General features: G+C 37.5%; 20 protein-coding genes and 1 other annotated feature. Of the genes, 3 read left to right on the top strand and 17 right to left on the bottom strand.

Annotation, left to right across the window (positions count from 1 at the left end):
• Positions 1-197: 197 nt before the first annotated feature.
• Positions 198-878 (bottom strand): adaptor protein MecA, encoded by a 681-nt coding sequence (gene mecA / locus MKX72_RS03675; RefSeq protein WP_013055427.1) that lies wholly within the window; start codon positions 876-878, stop codon positions 198-200.
• 360 nt (positions 879-1,238) lie between these two features.
• Here mecA and MKX72_RS03670 point away from each other — a divergent pair, with 360 nt between their 5' ends.
• The gene (locus MKX72_RS03670) at positions 1,239-1,904 is read left to right on the top strand and encodes a TerC family protein (protein ID WP_098625758.1); all 666 of its coding nucleotides are present in this window, start codon (positions 1,239-1,241) and stop codon (positions 1,902-1,904) included.
• Positions 1,905-2,000: 96 nt separating this feature from the next.
• On the opposite strand, the gene madM is transcribed toward MKX72_RS03670, so the two are convergent.
• The 6 genes from madM to MKX72_RS03640 form a co-directional block, all read right to left on the bottom strand.
• A complete protein-coding gene (gene madM, locus MKX72_RS03665; RefSeq protein WP_033578049.1) occupies positions 2,001-2,762 on the bottom strand; it encodes a malonate transporter subunit MadM in 762 nt (253 codons plus the stop codon).
• The gene (madL, locus tag MKX72_RS03660; protein WP_033578048.1) at positions 2,759-3,172 is read right to left on the bottom strand and encodes a malonate transporter subunit MadL; all 414 of its coding nucleotides are present in this window, start codon (positions 3,170-3,172) and stop codon (positions 2,759-2,761) included. The genes madM and madL overlap by 4 nt, the downstream gene beginning before the upstream one ends.
• A 195-nt stretch (positions 3,173-3,367) precedes the next feature.
• A complete protein-coding gene (locus tag MKX72_RS03655) occupies positions 3,368-4,264 on the bottom strand; it encodes a LysR family transcriptional regulator (protein WP_033578047.1) in 897 nt (298 codons plus the stop codon).
• A 201-nt stretch (positions 4,265-4,465) separates the two neighbouring features.
• The gene (spxA, locus tag MKX72_RS03650; protein ID WP_013055422.1) at positions 4,466-4,864 is read right to left on the bottom strand and encodes a transcriptional regulator SpxA; all 399 of its coding nucleotides are present in this window, start codon (positions 4,862-4,864) and stop codon (positions 4,466-4,468) included.
• Positions 4,865-5,282: 418 nt separating this feature from the next.
• Positions 5,283-6,686 carry an amino acid permease gene (locus MKX72_RS03645; RefSeq protein ID WP_034267651.1) on the bottom strand — a complete coding sequence of 468 codons (1,404 nt, stop codon included), beginning with the start codon at positions 6,684-6,686 and terminating at the stop codon, positions 5,283-5,285.
• 487 nt (positions 6,687-7,173) lie between these two features.
• Positions 7,174-8,538, bottom strand: coding sequence for an amino acid permease (locus MKX72_RS03640; protein WP_028412362.1), 1,365 nt, complete (start codon positions 8,536-8,538; stop codon positions 7,174-7,176).
• A gap of 435 nt (positions 8,539-8,973) precedes the next feature.
• Here MKX72_RS03640 and MKX72_RS03635 point away from each other — a divergent pair, with 435 nt between their 5' ends.
• The gene (locus tag MKX72_RS03635) at positions 8,974-9,549 is read left to right on the top strand and encodes a GNAT family N-acetyltransferase (protein WP_028412363.1); all 576 of its coding nucleotides are present in this window, start codon (positions 8,974-8,976) and stop codon (positions 9,547-9,549) included.
• A 280-nt stretch (positions 9,550-9,829) separates the two neighbouring features.
• Here MKX72_RS03635 and MKX72_RS03630 read toward each other — a convergent pair whose 3' ends face one another.
• The 5 genes from MKX72_RS03630 to MKX72_RS03610 form a co-directional block, all read right to left on the bottom strand.
• Complete coding sequence (locus MKX72_RS03630) at positions 9,830-10,747, bottom strand: ABC transporter ATP-binding protein (protein WP_028412364.1); 918 nt, start codon at positions 10,745-10,747, stop codon at positions 9,830-9,832.
• Between the two features lies 1 nt (position 10,748).
• Entirely contained in the window at positions 10,749-11,819 is a 1,071-nt protein-coding gene (locus MKX72_RS03625; RefSeq protein ID WP_049162928.1) for an ABC transporter ATP-binding protein, read from the bottom strand.
• Positions 11,820-11,833: 14 nt separating this feature from the next.
• Positions 11,834-12,760 (bottom strand): ABC transporter permease, encoded by a 927-nt coding sequence (locus tag MKX72_RS03620; RefSeq protein WP_014461585.1) that lies wholly within the window; start codon positions 12,758-12,760, stop codon positions 11,834-11,836.
• A 2-nt stretch (positions 12,761-12,762) separates the two neighbouring features.
• A complete protein-coding gene (locus MKX72_RS03615) occupies positions 12,763-13,698 on the bottom strand; it encodes an ABC transporter permease (protein ID WP_013055415.1) in 936 nt (311 codons plus the stop codon).
• A 97-nt stretch (positions 13,699-13,795) separates the two neighbouring features.
• Positions 13,796-15,442 (bottom strand): peptide ABC transporter substrate-binding protein, encoded by a 1,647-nt coding sequence (locus MKX72_RS03610; RefSeq protein WP_014461587.1) that lies wholly within the window; start codon positions 15,440-15,442, stop codon positions 13,796-13,798.
• A gap of 666 nt (positions 15,443-16,108) precedes the next feature.
• Positions 16,109-16,313, top strand: a binding site (T-box leader).
• Between the two features lie 76 nt (positions 16,314-16,389).
• On the opposite strand from MKX72_RS03610, the gene trpS reads away from it, so the two are divergent.
• Entirely contained in the window at positions 16,390-17,379 is a 990-nt protein-coding gene (gene trpS, locus MKX72_RS03605; protein ID WP_155008532.1) for a tryptophan--tRNA ligase, read from the top strand.
• Between the two features lie 30 nt (positions 17,380-17,409).
• Here the strand turns inward: trpS and MKX72_RS03600 are convergent, their stop codons facing one another.
• The 5 genes from MKX72_RS03600 to opp4A all read right to left on the bottom strand — a co-directional run bounded on the left by MKX72_RS03600 (position 17,410) and on the right by opp4A (position 22,118).
• On the bottom strand, positions 17,410-18,159 hold the full coding sequence (locus tag MKX72_RS03600; RefSeq protein ID WP_028412368.1) for a YjbA family protein: 750 nt from the start codon (positions 18,157-18,159) through the stop codon (positions 17,410-17,412).
• A gap of 28 nt (positions 18,160-18,187) precedes the next feature.
• Positions 18,188-18,346 (bottom strand): hypothetical protein, encoded by a 159-nt coding sequence (locus MKX72_RS03595; RefSeq protein WP_155017005.1) that lies wholly within the window; start codon positions 18,344-18,346, stop codon positions 18,188-18,190.
• 112 nt (positions 18,347-18,458) lie between these two features.
• A complete protein-coding gene (gene opp4C / locus MKX72_RS03590; RefSeq protein WP_013081753.1) occupies positions 18,459-19,373 on the bottom strand; it encodes an oligopeptide ABC transporter permease in 915 nt (304 codons plus the stop codon).
• 11 nt (positions 19,374-19,384) lie between these two features.
• Positions 19,385-20,350 carry an oligopeptide ABC transporter permease gene (opp4B, locus tag MKX72_RS03585; RefSeq protein ID WP_013055410.1) on the bottom strand — a complete coding sequence of 322 codons (966 nt, stop codon included), beginning with the start codon at positions 20,348-20,350 and terminating at the stop codon, positions 19,385-19,387.
• Positions 20,351-20,378: 28 nt separating this feature from the next.
• Positions 20,379-22,118, bottom strand: coding sequence for an oligopeptide ABC transporter substrate-binding protein (opp4A, locus tag MKX72_RS03580; RefSeq protein WP_034267675.1), 1,740 nt, complete (start codon positions 22,116-22,118; stop codon positions 20,379-20,381).
• Between the last annotated feature and the right edge of the window lie 37 nt (positions 22,119-22,155).

The raw sequence follows: 22,155 nt of genomic DNA, 5'->3' as shown, positions 1-22,155 counted from the left end.
TAAAACCAATCTTTCATCATTCATAACAGGTCTCTATACTGTTATTATCCTCAAACTTGGTATTTTAACACTACACTTTCCCGTGTAGGAACCAGCCGCCTGCTTTTTCTACCTATACTGTTCGATATGAGCGGAGAGCTTTTCCAAAAAAGAGGACAAAACAAAGACCGATTTCATATACATGAAATCGGCTGCTATTATCGTAAAGGAAAATACTGTTTTACTTGTTCAAGTGCATTTTCACTGATTAATTCTTTTCCATATTCCATTAAACGATGAACTGTTACATTTGATTCATTTGCATATTCTAAAATGATACTTAAAATGTTATCAATTTCAGCTACAAAGTCTTCATCATCTGTAAACTCAACGTATAAATAATATTTCCCTTCAAACACGTACATGCTGTTGATGATATCATCTAACTCTAAATGGTGACTTAAGGAAATTAAATGTTCTAAGTCTTGAAAGCGTGCGACGAACTGTAGCCCTTCGTCTTCTATAATTTCTTCTTCAAAATCAGCTTTTTTATTTTGATTCGCTTGATGATCAAGCAACGCTTCAATTTTTCCATCTACAGGGATATCGATTTTATCATTTTCACCAACAGGTACTTCGAACTTTTGACCGTCTTTTGAAACTTGTGCTCTTGTTACGATAACCTCTAGCCCCTTCTCAAGCGCATGTACTTGAATCCAAAGAGGACCTTCTGCTACAAACTCTTCTTCTTGATGAATTTCGTCCATCATCTCCCAGAATAGCTCTTCACTGCGCTCACGGCTAAACCAAATTTCATTGCGATCAAATCCACGTTCTTCAATATCTACGTAAGTGACAAAGAATTTTACTGTGTTTTCATTAATGCGTTCGATTTCCATTATCATCTCTCCCTTCGGAAAAATCAGTGAAGGTAATCCGGCCATTTCGAACATTACCCCTAAACGATGAAGGGACTATTTTACCCCCGTGTTAAAGCAATATTACATGTACTTTCTCACTTTGTAAAGCATTCTAACTTGGGATATACAAGCATACACTATTTGAGTGAACCTTGTATATCTATTTTATGACAAAATGCGAAAGAAAGGAAATAAAAAATACTCTGACAACTCATAGCCACCTTACACCTTACTTTGTTATATACATAATCTCTTTACCCTATGAACGCTTTTTGTTAAAAATGAACACAGATAAAGCAATATGAGCTACTTATCCTTACATATTGGGAGGGAAGACTATTGGATTTAGAATTAATAACCTCCATTCTTCTTATTATCGGTATCGATATTGTATTAGGTGGAGACAACGCTATTGTTATTGCCTTAGCAAGCCGCAATTTACCTGAACATCAACGAAATAAAGCTATTTTTTTAGGGACTGGCTTAGCTGTGATCGTTCGCATTGTACTTACTATTTTAGCTGTTTATTTACTAACTATTCCTTACTTGCAGCTCATCGGCGGTTTTTTATTAGTGATCATTGCCTTTAAGCTTCTTGTATCAGAAGGTGACGATGCATCTTCAATTCGTGCAGGTGTGACGTTAGGCGCCGCTGTGAGAACGATTGTATTTGCTGATATTGTAATGGGACTAGATAATGTAATAGCTGTGGCAGGCGCAGCTCATGGAAATATTATCTTAGTTGTCACGGGACTACTCGTATCCGTCCCTATTATTGTTTGGGGAAGCAAGCTCATTTTGTATTTGATGGAACGGTTTCCCCTGCTTGTTTACGGCGGAGCAGCTATTTTAGCTTATACTGCTGGAAATATGATTGGACATGAAAAGAACTTACATTCATTCTTTGCAGACCATACATCTCTAGGAACATTTATTCCGTTTATAACAATTGCTCTTGTGCTGATAAGCGGCATGGCTGTTAATAGCTTTCGTTCAACTAAATGATAAAGAAAAGGCCATACTAAACATTTTTATTTAGTATGGCCTTTTCTTTAGTTTAATGAGCACAGCAGTCTTTTATTCATAAAACACTTTGTACACTTAAAAAATAATCTCTGTGAGTAAAAAAAGAATAGATGGTACGAGTAAGCAACCAAGACCTGTATAAAATGTAGCTGTCATGGCTCCGTAAGGTACAAGTTTTACATCTGTCGCCGCTAAACCAGCTGCTACACCGCTCGTCGTCCCCATAACTCCTCCATAGATCATTGCTGTACGAGGGTTGTTTAATTTGATTTTCTTAGCAAATATCGGTGTCAAAATCATAACTGAAATGGATTTAATTAATCCTACAGCTATACTTAACGCGATAATATCAGAAGAGGCTCCAATCGCAGTTCCAGAAACCGGTCCCACAATATAGGTCACAGCTCCTCCTCCGATTGTAGTCAAAGCAACGGGATCTCTATACCCAAAACAAAGAGCAATAATTACACCTAGTACAAAGGAATAGAAAACCCCAAAAAACAAAGCCGTAATCCCGCTGATTCCCGTTTTTTTGACTTCGCTAAAATTGGCACCGAACGCAGTAGCAATAATGGCAAAATCTCGCAGCATCCCCCCGCCCATTAAACCAATTCCTGAAAATAACTGTATATCAGAAATCCCTTTTTCTCCTCCTGTATTCACTCCACCGATATAAGCAAGGATTAACCCAAACATAATAGCAATAGCAGATCCGTGAACTCTTCCTTTTGTTAATTTATCTGATAAAAAATAAGCAATATACATGACAATCCCAATAATAGCAAATGCCGTAATCAGTCCGTTATTTTCTAATCCTTCTTTAATCATATTCATCATTTTATCTGCTCCTTAGGTAAAATAGAAAGCTCTATTTCTTGTTCATTCACCTTCGCTTTCTCTCCTATTCTGCTGATAAATGGTATGGATAAAAAGCCTACTACGACTACTACCACCCCTGCAAGAATCGCCATGCCTCCTCCATCAAGAGCAGCTACAACATTTTGCTGTGCAGACATCGCTACCACGATAGGAATATAAATTCCTCCCCAAAAAGCAATGCCTTCTTCGGATTTTACTTGGAGCTTATTTTTCTTCTTTAAATAATCCACCGCTAGTACAAGAAGAAGCATGGATACCCCTACTCCCCCAACGTTGGCTTCTACTCCCATCAGCCCTCCTAATGCGTCCCCTACAATTACTCCTATTAACATGCAAATAGACAGCAGCGCTACACCGAAGATTATCATATTACTTCCTCCCCAACCCATTATTGAAAGCGTTTACTTTATGGTTTAAAAATAGTGTAAAGGAAAAAAGTTGAATAACCTATGCATTTTTAGTTATATACTTATATCAAAAATGACATAATGCAGTTTTTCTCTACTGTTCATTTTAGATTTATTCGAAAAAGAAATAAAAACCATGACATTTAGTCATGATTCTTATATGTATTCATGAGGCATATCCGAGGGTAAATGTTTAAAATAATCAATCACAAACTGCCTGAAGATTTGTTGTAAATCCGTCACGTAGCCTCCATTGTTCCAAGTTAAAAAGATTGTACGTTCAAATGTTTCTTCTTCAATTTTTAGCAGTTTTACATCCTTTCCTGTAGAACCTCCCCACGTCACTTCAGGAATAAAACCTATTCCTTGCTTTGCTCTAATCAAGCCTCTCACTGTTGCTGGATCATCGCTTTCAAACGTAATTTGAGGTACAAAATTCTGTTCCTTACAAATCGCATCCGTTATTTTTCTTAGCTCTTTCCCTTTCTTTAGCACAATGAATTTCTCATTTTTAAGTTCATTTAACTTTACACGTGATTGCTTGGCTAAATGATGATCAAGAGGGACTGCAAGCAAAATCGATTCACGAAGTAAAGGAGTATGTTCAATCTGACGGGTTGTTAATGGAAAAGCTGAAATACATAAATCAAAATCAGGCTGTGAATAGCTATTAGTCAAATGCTGCATTAGCCGAAAACGCACCTGAGGATATTGCTCACGAAACCTGCTTAATAGCTCTGGAAGTAAATGTGAACTAGCTAACACAACAAGACGAATTTCTTCACATGGATCGTTCGACATATCCTTTAGCTCATGCTTTGCGTCTTCTAATGTTTTTAAAGCACGTTCTACTTTGGAACAGAACGCTTTACCGTAGCGATTTAATTTAATGTATTTACCGTTTCGATCAAACAAACGAATGCCTAGCTCTTTTTCCAACTGTGAAATCGTTTTGCTGAGCGCAGGCTGAGATACGTATAGCTCTTCAGCCGCTTTGCTGATATGTTCTAGTCTAGCAACTACTTGGAAATATTTTAGCTGTAAAAGCTCCAATCCGTTCACCACCACTTTTATATGTTTAATTACTCTCTTTCTTTATTAATTACATATATACTTCATTTTCCCTGCTATTTCGACAAAAAATAAGCAGCAGAGGCTATTTGGCTCCCTGCTGCTTATTTTTTATATACCAACTTCAAGCAAACGTTACTTGGTTGGTTTCGTATTTAAATCTTAAACAGACAAATATAAAAATTAACCATTCACAAGTCTTTGAGCTTCGCGAAGTTGGAAAGTACGCACTTTACGTGGTAAGAAACGACGGATCTCGTCTTCATTATAACCAACTTGTAGACGTTTTTCATCAATGATAATCGGACGGCGCAGTAAGCCAGGATTTTGCTGAATTAATTCATACAAATCTTGTAAAGGCATAGCGTCTACCTGAACGTCTAGTTTTTGGAAAGTTTTCGAACGTGTTGAAATGATTTCATCTGTTCCATCTTCTGTCATACGTAAAATTTCTTTAATCTCATCGATTGATAACGGCTCTGAAAAGATATTACGCTCTGTATATCCAATATCATTTTCCTCTAACCAAGCTTTCGCTTTACGACAAGATGTACAACTTGGTGATGTATATAATGTAACCATTTACTCCTTCACTCCTTCTATCATAATCGGTCATAACATTCAAAACATGAACTGTAAATCATGTTGTTTTATACAAACTTCAACGAGTGTAAATATTTAATGACTGATAATGAAAATCGATACTACTTTATAATTACTTTTAAAAAATAATATCTATTTGCATTATACTATAAACTTCATCGGAATGATATACTTTTTAAAGTGAACTAGTACATTAGTTCGTTCCTTCACTGTCATTATTTTCATTACCGATTTTCTTCATTATTTATTTACCACACTACTATTACGAATAAACCTGTAGATTAGTTTCATTTTTTTATTATTTTTTTCTTTCACAAATTCCTCGAACTTTTCAGTCACTAAAAAAGCCTTGCAGAAGAAATGACTTTTCTGCAAAGCTTTTGAGATAATCTCTTATTTATTTAATAGCTGATGTGTTTTTTCCTCGTCTCATTAAGATAGGATACAGTAAAAGCCCGATTACAAATAATCCAATACCTAGGAAAAATGTTTTTAAATCAGCTGTCCCTGTCTTAATCACCCATAGCGAATAAATAAGTGCTAACGAAGCAATAATTCCGTCTTTTACTCGCGATCCTTTAATCGTGTCGTACGTCTCACCCGTCACAATAAGCTTTAATTGATAAACTGTCGTCACGAAATAAGGAACTAAATAGGCAAGAGTAGCTACAACGATAGCGAAATTATAGGCTTGCGAAACTGTGCCTGAAATAGTCGCAAACAAAAACAACTGTGTTAAGCCATTTGTTAATGTTAGTGAGCGGGCTGGACTATTGTTCTGATTCGTTTTAGCAAACCACTGTGGAAACAACCCTGATTTTGCTGCTTGATAAGGAACTTCTGCACTAACAACAATCCATCCAACAGTAGAACCTAATAAAGATATAAGTGCTAAAATGGCCATTACGTAAGCACCTTTATGTCCAATAACCATTTCTAACGTATCTACCAAAGGCTTTTGAGACTGCTGAAGCTGAGCTGTCGAAAGAATCCCCATAGCTAGAAGCGTAATCCCCACATAGATAACCATTGAGATTAATAATCCAAGCAGCGTTGCTTTCTTTACTACTTTTTGTGATTTTGCACGATTAGATAACAGTACAGCTGATTCAATTCCGATAAATGCCCACAGCGTAGCAATGGCTGCTCCATTGACCTGACTTCCTAATCCTACATTTATACCCTTTGAATTAACAAATTCTGTACTAACGAGGTTGGATGCGCTAAATAGCGATAGCGCCACAACAATAAATAAACCGAATCCAATAATTTTAGCTGCCGTTGTGATAAAGTTAATATTACCGGCGCTATTGATATCTCGCTGCAAAATAGCTTGAATTCCCCATAATACAACAGAACATACTAAAAACGTAATAAATTTCCCAGCTTCTAATTGAAAATCTCCGACTGAAAATAAAATATCCTTACTCTCCATTACTGGAAAGAACGTTGTTAAATATCCCGCAAACGATATGATGACAGATGCTGTTGCAGCCCAGTTTGCTGCCCAATAACCCCAAGCCATGCTATACCCAGCTACTTTACCTGCTTTAGGCGATGAAAAAAGGTTCGCTGCATAACTTTGAGGCCCTCCTTTTAATTCAGGCTTTCTCATAACTAAGTTCCCGAACACAAGAGCAATCATGAACACGCCAAGACCTGTTGCAATCCAAGCAAGTGTTGAACCAATTGGACTTGATACGTTTGCTAAATTAGAAGGAAGCATAAATACTCCGCCGCCTACCATATTACCAACTACAAAGGCTGTTAAAAACCAAAGTCCCCATTTTTTGTCTTTCATTTGCTGTGTCTCCTTTTGCTTTCTAAAAGCTTAAACTTTTGACATAGAAAGCTCGATGCTAATCTATTAAAACATAGAAATTATTTATTTCTTCATTTGTTTAACAATATAATATATTAGCACACTAAAGCAAAAAGTGAAATAATAAATCCTTCATTTTCTTTTGGAAAAAAATGCGGCTGAGACATAACTCCATTCATCTATAGATGAACAGACGGGATATATGAGCTCGTGTGGATTGCGCTTGTGACACCGCTGTTCATTTCCATGCAAGACTTCACTTTCCGCGGGCGGGCGGTGAGCCTGTCTCGCTTTTCCCGCAGAAGTCTTCGCCTTGTCCTCCAATCAACAGCTAGAAGCCCCTACATACAGTAAACCTACGTTCACCCTACAAACAAAAAAATCCGAACGCGTTAGATTCTTAATCAAGAATTCAACGCGTTCGGATTTCCCTTCAACAAAAATAGGTTTGTCTCAGCCTTATTTTTTATCTTTTATGAAAACCTTTTGAATAGTAAATAATAACCAACAAAATAAACCATATCGGACCTACAATAAGGGCTATTCTTGTATCAGAGGAGAAACCCATCACCACTACTACCCCCGCTAAGAAAGCAAGAGCGAGATACGACGTATAAGGGAAGAACGGAAGCTTATATTTTAAATCACTTACCTGCTGATCACTTAATCCTCTGCGGAAGCGAATTTGAGAAAGTAAAATAATTCCCCATGTCCAAATCGCTCCAATAGTAGCGATACTTGTCACCCACGTGAACACCTTATCAGGAACAACATAGTTTAAGCCAACTCCGAGTAGCAGTACAACAGCTGAAGCAATAACTGCTGCACCAGGCACGCCGCCTTTTGTTAAATTGGCATAGCGTTTTGGTGCTTCCCCGTGCTGAGCTAAATTAAATAACATACGGCCTGTACTAAAAATCCCACTGTTACAAGAAGATAAAGCCGCTGTTAACACTACAAAGTTTATAATCCCTGCTGCAGCGGGAATTCCAGCTTTATCAAATGTTAAAACAAATGGGCTTCCTTGTGTTCCGATCTCTGGCCAAGGATAAATAGACATAATAACAAACAAAGCTCCGATGTAAAAAATCAAAATTCTCCACAGTACATTATCAATTGCTTTTGTTAACGTCTTTTCCGGATTTTTCACCTCTCCTGCTGTTACCCCAATCATTTCAATACCGAGGTAAGCAAACATAACCATTTGAAGTGATAGAAGAACACCTTTCATACCATTCGGGAAAAAGCCACCGTGATTCCATAAATTACTGATTCCTGTTGCAATGCCGCCATTTCCAATTCCAAAGATAATCATGCCTAGACCAAGCACAATCATAAGGATAATCGTTACTACTTTAATAAGAGAAAACCAAAACTCTAGTTCACCATATGCTTTTACAGCTAAAAAGTTAACGCCTGTCATGATAACGAGCGCTGCAAGTGCCCATATCCACTGGGGCACACCCGGGAACCAAAAATCCATATATACTCCAACGGCTGTAATTTCAGCCATACATGTAATAATCCACATAAACCAGTAGTTCCAGCCTGTTAAATAACCAGCGAGTGGTCCCAAATAATCGTTAGCATACTTACTAAAAGAACCGGCTACTGGATTTTGTACTGCCATTTCACCTAACGCTCTCATAATAAAAAACATAATAAGACCACTGATTCCATACATGATAAGAATACCAGGACCTGCTAACCGAATAGCGGATGCAGAACCTAAAAACAGTCCAACTCCGATAGCTGCGCCTAAAGACATTAAGCTAATATGTCTTTCCTCAAGTCCACGGCTTAATTCTTTTTCTTGCGTGTTCCCTTGCATAATTCTCTCTCCTAACATGTCCATTTCATTTAATAGCGGCTAATTAACTTATTTTTCAAACAAATAATTCTAGGCAGTGTATGTACTAAAAATCTGATATTGCAAGTTCCACACCTGCATTTTTACCGCTATCACATCTATAAAATACAATATTAAAAAAACTTCACTTTGTTCATTTTATCAAAAACCACAAAAAATGCGATAGTTTTTTGTGGTTTTCACAAATAAACTTACAATAAAAATATAATAAAAACCATTTTTTACATTATATGTTCTTATTCCGCTATAATTTTCTAACTATTAAGAATAATAAATCTATTATTTTTCCTTATTTTCAATTATAGATGCTTACTTTTCCCTAAAAAGGGTAAAGATAAGATAACTGTTTAAACACTATTATGAACATCATCATGAAAAGATCAGTAGGAGGGTGCTATGAATTGGTATGAAAAACTAAGTCAATATTTTCCCATTGAAGAAATGAAATCAAAGAAGCATATCGAAACGCTTTTACAAGAACGCAGCGATATTTATCATAAAAATGAAGGACCTCATCACGTATTAATGTACGTGGAAACAGACCAATTTATCTTTATTGATTACCTCTTTGTTTCAAAAGACGCTAGAGGTCAAGGGCTTGGCGGTAAATTAATTGATGAGTTAAAACAACATAACAAACCAATTATCCTAGAAGTAGAGCCTATAGACTATAAAGATTCAGACTCAGCAAAAAGACTGCATTTTTATAAACGTGCAGACTTTAAGCATGCTCAAACAATCGGCTATAACCGCCGCTCATTAGCTACAAATGAAGTTAATCAGATGGAAATTCTATACTGGTCTCCTACCTCTGAAACAGAGGAAAGCATTTTAAATAAAATGAAAAAAACGTACGAGTTAATTCATACTTACAAAGACAAAGAAATATATGGTGCGTCTTATCAGCCGGCAGATCAAGTATTAAAAATTGACAAAAATCGTAAAGACGGCGATATCTTAGCAGATTTATAAAAAGAAGGTAGGCATACGTCTACCTTCTTTTATATTTATGAATTATTATTCAATACACAACATTATTAATCACTTATATTCCTTTAGTTATAAGGTTTTAACATAGATATTTTGTCTTAAATATAAAATTCTGAAAATTTTTAATAGTATTTTCTAATCCTGTATTGTATAATACCTGTAAAGCGCTAATGTCACTTGTTCTTACATGTTTTTTCCAATTTAAAGTTTAGCGTTCTTTGATAACTAAATAAAAAACGACCTCGTTGTGAGATCGTTTTTGTTAGGTTGTATATGCGGCAAACTCTGCTTGAGAACAAGACACGTAGTGACCTGGAGATACTTCTCTAAGCTCCGGTTCTTCACCGTTATAATCATGGATACTTGGATCATAAATTTTGCGCTGACGCGTTTTTTCACTGTCAGGATCGGGAAGCGGAATAGCTGAAAGCAACGCTTTTGTATATGGATGAACAGGGTTTCGATAAAGTTCATCACTTGGTGCAAGCTCTACAATCTTACCTCTGTACATCACGCCGATGCGGTCACTAATGTATTTTACCATTGACAAATCATGGGCGATAAATAAATAGGTTAGTCCACGTTCACGCTGTAACTTCTTCATTAAGTTAACAACTTGAGCTTGTATAGATACATCCAAAGCTGAGATTGGTTCATCTGCGATGATAAAATCAGGTTCTACTGCCAGTGCTCTTGCGATACCGATACGCTGACGCTGGCCGCCACTAAACTCATGTGGATAGCGATTTGCATGTTCTTTGTTGAGCCCCACTGTTTCAAGAAGCTCGTGAACCTTTGCCATACGCTCTTTTCTCGTCTTAGCTAAACCGTGGATGTCAATGCCTTCTGCTATGATATCTGCTACCGTCATACGAGGGTTAAGTGACGCATATGGATCTTGGAAAATCATTTGCATTTTACGATTGAATTTTTTAAGCTCCGAGCGAGATTTGCGACCATGTACATTTTCGCCATTAAATAGCACCTCACCGCTAGTAGCGTCATATAAACGAATAATCGTTCTGCCTGTCGTTGACTTTCCGCAACCAGATTCACCTACAAGACCTAACGTCTCTCCGCGGAAGATGTCAAACGTCAGACCATCAACCGCTTTAATTGTTCCTTTACTTGTGAAAAAATGTTGCTTTAAGCCTTTAATCTCTAATAATTTATCTGTCATGTTATTCACCATCCTTCGCTACGAGTACAGGTGTACTGTATACATTATCAACTTTACGCATGCGGCGCTGAACTGAAGCAGGCGGCTCTACTTTTGGTGCATCGGGATGTAAGAGCCATGTTTTTGCATAGTGCGTATCCGATACTTTGAACATTGGAGGTTCTTGCTCAAAATCAATTTTCATTGCGTACGGATTTCGCGCTGCAAATGCATCTCCCTTTGGAGGATTCGTTAAATCTGGCGGCGTTCCAGGAATAGCAGCCAGCTCTTCTTCCGCCTCGTTATCTAAGCTTGGCATAGAAGCTAAAAGTCCCCACGTATACGGATGTTTTGGGTCGTAAAACACTTCATCCACTGTGCCCGTTTCAACAATTTGACCAGCGTACATAACGGCTACTCGATCTGCTACATTTGCTACTACACCAAGATCATGGGTGATAAAGATAATAGATGTATCCGTTTTTTTCTGAATGTCTTTCATCAACTCTAAAATTTGAGCTTGAATTGTTACATCAAGCGCCGTTGTTGGTTCATCAGCAATCAGTAATTTCGGATTAGAAGCAAGAGCCATCGCAATGACAACACGCTGTCTCATCCCTCCGCTGAATTCATGCGGATATTGATTCACACGCTGTTCTGGAAAAGGAATGCCTACAAGCGTTAATAACTCGACTGCACGTTTTTTCGCTTCCGCTTTAGATACTTTGGAATGCTTGATTACGACTTCACCAATTTGAGCTCCAACCTTCATTGTTGGATTTAAAGAAGTCATCGGATCTTGGAAAATCATACCGATATCCTTACCGCGAATAGCTTCCATTTCTTTATCCGTTTTCTTTGCTAAATCAATGCCGTCAAACAGCATTTCACCGCTTTTAATTCGGCCAGGAGGCATCGGGATAAGGCGCATGATTGTTTGTGAAGTTACACTTTTACCAGATCCTGACTCACCAACAATTGCTAGCGTTTCACCTTTATTTAAGTGGAAGTTAACGCCGCGAACAGCTTGAACTTCTCCGCCATATGTTTTAAATGATACAGCTAAATTTTTTACTTCTAATAAACGTGACATATGAGTTCACTTCCTTACTTACGTAGTTTTGGATCTAACGCATCTCGTAATCCATCACCAATTACGTTGAACGCTAAGATTGTTAAACAGATAAACAAACCTGGGAAAAATAAGCGCCAAGGATAGTATTCCAAAGCAGGTAAGCCTTCTGAAGCCATTGTCCCCCAGCTTGCAAGCGGTGCCGGAACGCCTAGTCCCAAGTAGCTTAAAAATGCTTCTGTAAAGATTGCTGAAGGAATCGTTAGTGTCATTGTTACTAAAATTGGACCTGTTGCATTCGGAATAAGATGTTTAAATAAAATACGCTTTGTTGTTGCTCCTAATGTTTGTGAAGCCATTACGTACTCTTGGTTTTTCAACTGCAATACTTGTCCACGTACAATACGGGCCATGTTAATCCAGCCGGTAATGGTCATCGCCAAGATCATCGTACCTAACCCTTGGCCAAGCATAACCATTAAAATAATAACCAGTAAAAGGTAAGGAACACCATATAAGATATCCGCAACACGCATCATTGTTTCATCCGTACGGCCGCCGCGGTATCCAGAGATGCTTCCCCAAACTACGCCGATGAATAAATCAATTAAAGCTGCTGCTAACCCGATAAATAATGAAATACGAGCGCCTTCCCACGTACGAGCAAAAACATCACGCCCTAATTCATCTGTACCAAACCAGTGCTCAGAAGATGGAGCCTGATTAGCATTCAGCAAATCATTGGTTGCATAATCATATTTCACCATCAATGGACCAAATATAGCCATAAAAACAAGGAGAACCATTAGTACTACACCAAACATAGCAAGCTTATTTTTGCGAAAACGAATAAAAACATCTTGCCAGAATGAAAGACTCGGTTTTTCAATCTTTTCTGCCTGAGCGTGGTCAATCCCTGCTGTTTCAAACATTTCTTTAGGAATTTTCGGAAGTTGCTGCATAGTTACTCTCCTTTCTTAGCACCTGTAAGTTTAATTCGAGGGTCAATGAAGCCGTATGCAATATCTACAAGCAAGATACAAAAAAGTAGTAAAATACTGTAGAACACCGTTACGCCCATAATCGTTGTATAATCTCGGTTTGAGATACTGAGTACAAAGTGTGAACCTAATCCCGGGATACCAAATATTTTTTCAATAACAAAGCTACCCGTTAAAATCCCTGCTACTAAAGGTCCCATATAGGATACGACTGGAAGCATCGCATTTCGCATGGCGTGCTTAACTGTAATAACGCCTCTGCTTAAACCTTTTGCTTTCGCTGTACGAATATAATCATTGCTTAATACTTCAAGCATACTCGACCGAGTTAATCGTGCGATAAACGCCATAGGGGTTGAAGCAAGCGCGAGAGCTGGTAACACCGTGTGTGCCCAAGATTCCCAGCGTGCAACCGGAAAAATTTGTAGTTTCATAGCCAGAACGTATTGTAATACCGCTGCCATGATAAAACTTGGAACTGAGATTCCTAGAACTGCAATAACCATCGCCGTGTAATCTTGCCACTTATTATGTTTTAAAGCAGCAATAACACCTAGTACTACGCCAATAGCAATCGCTATTAAAATAGCTTCCATCCCTAGCATGAATGAAACAGGGAATCCGCCGTTAATCAAATCATTTACCGTTTGGCCTTTATATTTGAAAGATGGACCAAAATCCCACTTTAAAATTGATGTTAAGTAATCAAAGTACTGATGGTACCAAGGCTGATCTAAACCGTAATACTGATTTAGATTTTTTTGAATTTCAGGGGGAAGCTGCTTTTCTGATGTGAATGGACCTCCTGGAACAGCACGCATTAAGAAAAAGGTCGCTGTTACGATCAGCCATAATGATAGAAACATATAAATAAGTCGTTTTCCTATATATTTGAACACCCTGACACACCTCCATATTTTTACAAAATTCGCGCACAAGAAAGAAAAGTATATGGAGCACCAGGCCCCATATACCCTTTGTCATAATTGATGTTACTTACTCAAAATGAGCCCACTTAATCTGAATGTCTCCAAGACCAGACATCACAACATCTTTCAGCTGCTTGTCTTGTACCCAAGCATTTGTGTAGAAGTAGATTGGTGCCACTGGCATTTCATCCATGAAGATACCTTCTGCTTTTTTCAACATTGCCTGACGTTTTTTAGGATCTGTTTCTTTTTGAGAGTCAATTAATAACTTTTTATATTCTGGATTTTCCCAGTTTGTATCATTGTTTCCGCCTTTTTTGTCACGGAATAACTCTAGGAAGTTGATTGGATCGTTAAAGTCTCCTAACCAGCCCATACGCCCAACTTGATAATCTCCTTGGTGTAACTTTTCAATGTAAACAGCCCACTCAGAGTTGTCTAACTGTACTTTAATACCAAGGTTTTTCTTCCACATATCTTGAACAGCTTGTGCAATTTTTGCATGTTTTTCATCCGTGTTGTATGAAACCTTAATTGCTGGTAGTTCTGAAGCATCTTTAAGGCCCATTTCTTTCAAGCCTTTTTCTAAATATTCTTTTGCTTTTTTCACATCATTGTCTTTGAAGTAGCCTTTTTTGTTATCTTCAAACATTGTTGGTGGTACAGCCGCCATCGCTGGAACTGAACCGTCTTTTGTAATTTGTTCTGTAATACCTTTACGATCAATTGCATAAGCTAATGCTTTACGAATGTTCACATTGTCTAAAGGTTTTTGTTCTGTATTAAACTTGTACCAGTAAGTACCTGCAATCTCTTGAATGTTTAATGAACCGTCTTTCTTTAATTCAGGAAGTGCATCAGCTGGTAATTGACCGGTAGGCATACCCGCCCAGTCTAATTCACCGTTTTTGAACATTGAAAGTTCAGTGTTGTTATCATTGATCATGTACATTTCAACTTTTTTAAGTTTTACAGCATCTTTATCCCAATAGTTTTCATTAGGAACTAACTCAATTTTGTCGTTATGTTTCCAAGTTTTAAGCTTGAAAGGACCGTTTGACGTATAGTTTTCGCCTGCATTTGTGTACCATTTTTCATTTGATTCAGCAATTTTCGTATTCACTGGGAAGTACGTATAGAAAGCTGTTAATTCTAAGAAATATGGCGTTGGGTTTTCTAATGTTACCTCAAGCGTTTTATCATCTGTTGCTTTAACGGCAACATCATCTAATGAACCTTTTCCTTCATTAGCAGCCTGTGCATTTTTAACATAGTATAATTGATATGCATATTGAGATTCGTTTTTAGGATCTAACGCCCATTTCCATGCATATTCGAAATCTTTTGCTGTTACAGGGTCACCATTTGACCATTTTGCATCGTCGCGAATCGTAAACGTATATTTAGTTTGATCATCGCTGACCTTTACATCTTTCGCCATGGCATTTTCAGGTTTTCCATCTTTACCAATACGAGTTAAACCTTCAAATGTTTGTAATAATACGTTTGATGACGTTGAATCATTAGCTAAGCCTGGGTTCAGTGAGAAAGGCTCAGTTTTAATGTTTACGCGAAGCTCTTGCTCTTTTTTCTTGTCGCCGCCATCACTGCTAGCATTTTCACTGCCACCAGATTCTTTGTTAAATCCACATGCAGCTAAAAACAAGCTCATTACAAGCAGCAAACTGAAAAGAATTGACAACCTTTTCTTCATTGCGTGTTACCCCCTATTAAATTTTGTTTGTGTGGCAACCATATTTTTTTGATATGCACTAATTTCTTAATCCTCTTTCAATACAAAATAATCAGTTATTTTTTCACGTAGTAGAGTGCTAAAGACCTCACTGCAAAATTATTCTTCTACCCTATGAAACTGTCATCAATTGTTTACATGCTGTAAATCCAATGTATGCGCTTAATATGTAGAAGACTCATTCATTACAAAATTCGCTAATTGAAACAAAACATTGGCTATTTTGTTTTTTCTGAAAAATTAAGAAATTGTAATACCTTTGTAAAAAATATGTTTGTTACGCCTATTATAAATATTTTAAAAATTTATTGCAATACTATTATTTAATGGTATTTTTTTGTCATGAGGGAAAAAACCTTATCTTATAAGGATTGTGCCTACTTGTCAGACGTCTAAAATCTTTTTTGTAGTATAGGTATTACAATAGTATTACAAAGATATTAGAAATACTAAATAAAAGATTTTTACCAAATCCTCCACCAAATTTTCATCAAGAAGTGCTTTAATTAAAAGGTTCTTGTCTTTTTTTGCCGAAGAAAAATTCCAGTAAATTGTCTTATAAAACTTTTTAGCGATAAGATGTTTAAATTCCTGCTTTTTCGCGTTATAATAACGAATAACTATATAATTAAAGCTGTGAAAAAGAGTAGTATGCAGAATTTTCATTTTTAGAGAGTTTGTGGCTGGTGAAAACAAACATTGAAACCTGCAGAATGGACTTTGGAGCTTTCAAGTGCAAAGCTTGAACGTTGATCTCAACGTTACATGAATAAAGATAGTTCACAATAATGTGTGCTAATTAGGGTGGCAACGCGGTCCATTCGCCCCTAGCTTATGCTAGGAGCGGATGGGCCTTTTTATGTTGTATACGTAAACTAGCATCATATATGTGCAGATGAAAGGAAGATTTGATGAAAACAATTTTTTCAGGTATTCAACCAAGCGGTACAATCACTTTAGGTAACTACATTGGAGCGATGAAGCAATTTGTTGAACTTCAACATGACTATAACTGTCATTTTTGTATTGTAGATCAGCATGCAATTACAGCGCCTCAAGACCGTTTAGCACTTCGTAAAAACATTCGCAGCCTTGCTGCTCTGTATGTAGCAGTAGGAATTGATCCAGCAAAATCAACTTTATTTATTCAATCAGAAGTGCCCGCCCACACGGAAGCAGGATGGATGTTACAGTGCGTAGCGTATATCGGTGAACTTGAGCGTATGACTCAGTTTAAAGATAAGTCCGCTGGAAAAGAAGCAGTATCAGCAGGATTATTAACTTATCCTCCACTAATGGCAGCTGATATTCTTTTATACAACACCGATTTGGTTCCAGTTGGTGAAGATCAAAAGCAGCATTTAGAATTAACGCGTGACTTAGCTGAGCGCTTTAACAAAAAATACAATGATATCTTCACTATTCCCGAAGTACGTATTCCAAAAGTGGGCGCACGCGTCATGTCTCTTCAAGATCCTACGAAAAAAATGAGCAAGTCCGATCCAAACCAAAAAGCTTTTATTACGCTCTTGGATGACGCTAAAACGATTGAAAAGAAAATCAAAAGTGCCGTAACGGATTCAGAAGGTATTGTTCGCTACGATAAAGAAAATAAGCCAGGTATTTCAAACTTATTAAGCATTTATTCAATCCTAGCAAATAAATCAATCGAAGACATTGAAGCAATGTACGAAGGCAAAGGTTATGGTGACTTTAAAGCTGACACAGCTAAAGTAGTAGGTGAAGCACTTGCTCCAATTCAAGAAAGGTATTATGAATTAGTTGATTCTAGCGAGTTAGATGATATTTTAGATCAAGGTGCCGATAAAGCAAATGCAACGGCTAATAAAATGCTTCGCAAAATGCGAAACGCAATGGGAATTGGCCGTAAACGTTAAAAAAAAAACGACTGCTATGCAGTCGTTTTTTTAATTCACTTTTGGCTCTTGTTCAATTTCCCAAAGTTTTTCAAAGAAAGGTTGTCCTTTTACTAAGCGCTCGCATAATAATTTATGTTTCGGTGACCACCCTGACTTCGTTTCATCGTATAGCTGATTCCATACGTCTTGAAACGGCATCTCTTGAATGTCTTCGTATTTCGTTGGATTCCACTCTGTGTACCAGTAGCGGATTTGAGCTGTATTTTTTGTTGTATGTAGCTGATCAAGTGCCATAAATAACAGCTGTTTTAGCTGACGTTCTTTACGTGTTAGCCCTCTCATCGTTTCAGGAGACGGCGAAAGAATATGATGCTCTTTTTTAGTTAGCTCGTCTTCACTGAACTTATATTCTAGCTCTTCTTGATCCGCAATCATCTCATAAACTAACTGTTCTTGTCTTGGAATTAAGCGGCTTTTTCGAATTGGGATATGATAGCCCATCGTATCAATTGCTAAAATATTCGTTCCATCTGTAACAATAAAACAATATTCAACCTGCGTGCGCTCATGATTTTTCCGAATGTATGCTTTCTGATAGACATCTTGTAGTAGTTGTTGAGGTAGCTCGGAAAGATCATTTTCAATGTAATGAAATAAAAGCGGATTTACTTTTAATAACGGTGCTTGATCGAGCAGTTCTACACAATCGTCTTTTCTCCACTCATGGAAATGACACACATTATAACCGTTTTCTTCGCCTTCAAACCAATTAACCCATACATCATGAAGATATAGCATAATTTACCCCTCACTTACTATCTGTTTGTTATCCATCAGTATAGGCAGAGAAAGGAATTTTTATTCCAAATGATGTTATTTTTCTAAAAATTAATTGTAAAATACCTTCGTTTTTGGTTATTATGCAAATGCACTTATTTCGAAGCTCAGACATAACGCCAGTGCTAATGATTGCTACAGGCTTCATGAACTATATCCACCCCTATAAGCAGAAAAAATCCGAGTTTCTTCTATAGTAATAGGTTTGTCAGGAGGTCTGACAAACCTAAAAAAACCTATCACACTTTTGTGATAGATTTTTAACGAAGAGATTTTGGATTTAAAGCATCTTTTAATCCTTCACCAATGAAGTTGATAGCCAGGATCGTAAATGTAATAGCTAAACCTGGCGGAACCCACATCCAAGGCTTATTCTGCAGCACATCTGATTCCCTTGCTTCTGTCAGCATATTCCCCCAGCTCGGCGTATCAGCCGGCACGCCAAAACCGATAAAGCTAATCGCTGACTCAAACACGATAAGGATGGCCATCTGCAAACTGGCTTGAACCACAATCGTTGAAAACACATTTGGCAGCAAATGTTTGAAGATGATTTTAAACGGGCTGCACCCAATGGAAACAGCTGAAAGCACATATTCATTTTCTTTTTCAGCCAACACTTTGCTTCGCACCAGCCGGGCCGTACTTCCCCAGCTTAGGAAACTAACAACTAGGATGAGCGTCCAAACGCCTGAGATTTTTCCAATTAGAATTGTATTTAACACTACAACAAAAACAATGAGCGGAAAGTTTAAGACAAAGTCTGTAAAACGCATTAAGAATTGGTCCACTTTGCCTCCGTAATAACCCGCAATCGAACCAATAAGAGTTCCGATTAAAATAACGAGTGTTGTACAAGCAACTCCAATCAGTAACGAAGTTCTTCCTCCATACAATGTACGTGCAAATACGTCTCGACCATTTGTATCCGTTCCAAACCAATGCTCACTGGAAGGCGCTGCATTCATCGCCATATAGTCGATACGTGTAATATCTGCTTTTGTAAGCAGCGGTGCAAAAATGGCAAGAAGCGTAATCACAATCATGAAAGCCAAACTTATCATGGCTAGTTTATTTTTCACAAACTTCTTTCGCGCAATCGCCCATGGAGAAAGGTTTTTAGGAGCTTTCATATTCACTTCTGGCTGTACATCTTTTTTCGTTACAATTTCCATACTTTCTCCTCCTAATCCAAACGAATACGCGGATCTGCTACGCCGTATAACAAATCAGCAACCAGATTCCCAACTAGTGTTAAAATTGAAAACAGCATTGTAAGCGACATCATAACTGAGTAGTCACGAGTTGCTACAGAGTCAACAAACAACTTTCCGATTCCTGGATACGTAAAGATTGTCTCTGTAATGATAGAACCGCTAATGATTGTTACAAGATCAAACCCTAAAAACGTAATAAGCGGAATCATTGAGTTGCGTAAGATATGAACATTATAAATTTTAGATTCTTTTGTTCCTTTTGCTCTAGCTGTGCGCACAAAATCTTTGCGACTGTTTTCAATAATATCATTGCGCAAAAATTGGGTATACTGCGCGGTCGACATCAAGCCAAGAATCAGTGCAGGTAATATAACGTGATGAATTCTACTTTGAATAAATTCCCATGATCCCTCTTTTAATCCTACTTCAACAGAACCGCTAAACGGAAACCAGCCTAACTGAAAGGAAAATAAATAAATGCCTACGATCCCTGCGATAAACGATGGAACCGCTAATGCAAAGTAATTATATCCTGCAATAAAGTTATCTGCTAAGGTATACGGTTTTCTTCCTGCATACATACCTAAAATAAATGCAAACACATACGTAATCAAAAGCGAAGTCAAAGCTAAAAAGATCGTATTAGGCATACGCTCTAAAATAATATCTAATGTCGGTAACTTATGAGTTGTTGACTTTCCTAAATCTCCTTGTGCCACTCCCTTTACCCAGTTCCAATATTGAACGTAGATAGGATCGTTATATCCTAGCTTATCACGCATTTCCTCAATGTATTTTGGATCTGTATTACTGGGGTTGATTTCTCCCCCAAAAGGGTCCCCTGGCATCATTTTTGCCAGGGAAAACACAACAAAGGAGATCAGAATCAACATTGGAATCATCCCTAAAATACGTCTTAGTGAGTATTGCAGCATCGTTGACTCTCCTTTACATGTAAAATACTTATTCCGTTACAGACCATTTCTCCGGATCTACAACTACCGTTGATGGATCTAGAGTTACGTTTTTCACACGCTTATTCACAGCATAAATATTGATATTTTCCCATAAAGGAAGTGCTGGCAGCTGCTCGTTAAAGAATTTTTGCCATTTTACATATACATCTTTACGGTGTTTATCATCAAATGATTTTTCACTCAAACCGTCTTTAAGCATTTCATCAGATTCCTTATTTACCCAACGGCCATAGTTCCATTCAGCATTAGAGCTCCATAATCCTGTAGGATCTGGATCTGAACCAGTGTCCCAAGAACCGAAGAACGCTTCTAACGCCTTATCGTCGTTATCTTTCATTTCATTGTACAAGTTAAATTCAACAAGTGAACCCGTTGCTAATTTTGTTTTAATACCAATATCATTCCATGCTTGCATAATAGCCTTCGCACGACCCTCGAAGTTGGCTGGACCAGCATAGTGACCAAATGAGATCGTAAATGGTTTTCCGTTTGGATCTTCTACAAAACCGTCATTATTCTTATCTTTATAACCAGCTTCAGCTAACAATTTTTTAGCTTTTTCTGGACTATACTTGTACTTTGTTAAATCTTTTTGGTCAGCAGCAATCCAGAATACAGACGGAATAACTGTGTTAGAAACAACCGCTTTGTCGTTCATAAATGCTTTTACCATTGCTTTTCTATCTATTGCGTAAAGCAATGCTTGACGAAGTTTTAGATCTTTGAACTTATCATAATCATCTACGTTTTTACCAGCGTTTTTATCACGATGTCCAAATCGTAGACCAATATACGAATAACTAGTTGATTTCCCTTCCAAAAAGTCTAAGTTTTCTGCTTTTTCAACTTGCCCTAAATCAGCTGGGCGAACATCCATAATGTCGACATCGCCTTTTTTCAATGCTCCGGCGGAAACAGATGGATCCAGTACTTTTACAACAACGCCATCAAGATGAGGCTTACCTTTCCAATAGTCATCATTGCGTTCCATCTGAACATATTCACTTGCTACCACTTTTTTCACTTTAAATGGTCCAACACCAATAGGCTCTTTACGAACTTGTTTGGACTCTGCAAGATCTTTTACAGCAATTCCTTCATAGTACTTTTTCGGCATTGGATACGGCCATAGATTGTCTAAGTTATTTACACGAACTTCTTTAAACGTTACTTTAAATGTTTGCGGATCTACCACTTCAACTCCGGAAATAGAATCCGCTTTGCCGTCATGATATTCTTGAGCGCCTTTAATATGCTCAACGTTTACATAGCGTGGACCTGTATAGTCTTTATCAGCAATCGTTTCATACGTATATTTAAAATCATCTGCAGTTAATGGATCTCCGTTATGCCACTTAATCCCCTTTTTTAATTTAAACGTGTAAGTTAGTTTATCACCACTCACGTCCCAAGTAGCTAAGTCAGATTTAATTTTTAATTTCTTATCATAAGTAAAAAGACCTTCATTGATAAATTCTAAGATTTGGCTATCATACGCACTACCATACAATGCGTACTCAAAAAGCCCTTCCGGCGCTCCATCAATCCCATACGTAATCGTTCCGCCATCTTTTGGCTTGTCTGTTTTTGCACCTTCAGTTTTTGCTTCTCCGCCTTCTTTATTACTAGAAGATGAAGAACTGCTTCCACCGCTACATGCCGCTAGAAAAAGCGATAGCACAAGCAAAATGGAAACAAGTGATAAAAACGATTTCTTTTTCATCATGACGTTCCCCCTATTTAACTAATAATCTGTTCGTATG

Origin of the sequence: Priestia sp. FSL R5-0597, from assembly GCF_038006305.1 — a bacterium.
Lineage (GTDB): Bacteria > Bacillota > Bacilli > Bacillales > Bacillaceae_H > Priestia > Priestia zanthoxyli.
Note: the sequence above shows the minus strand (reverse complement) of the source record. Positions and strands in the feature narration are given on the sequence as shown.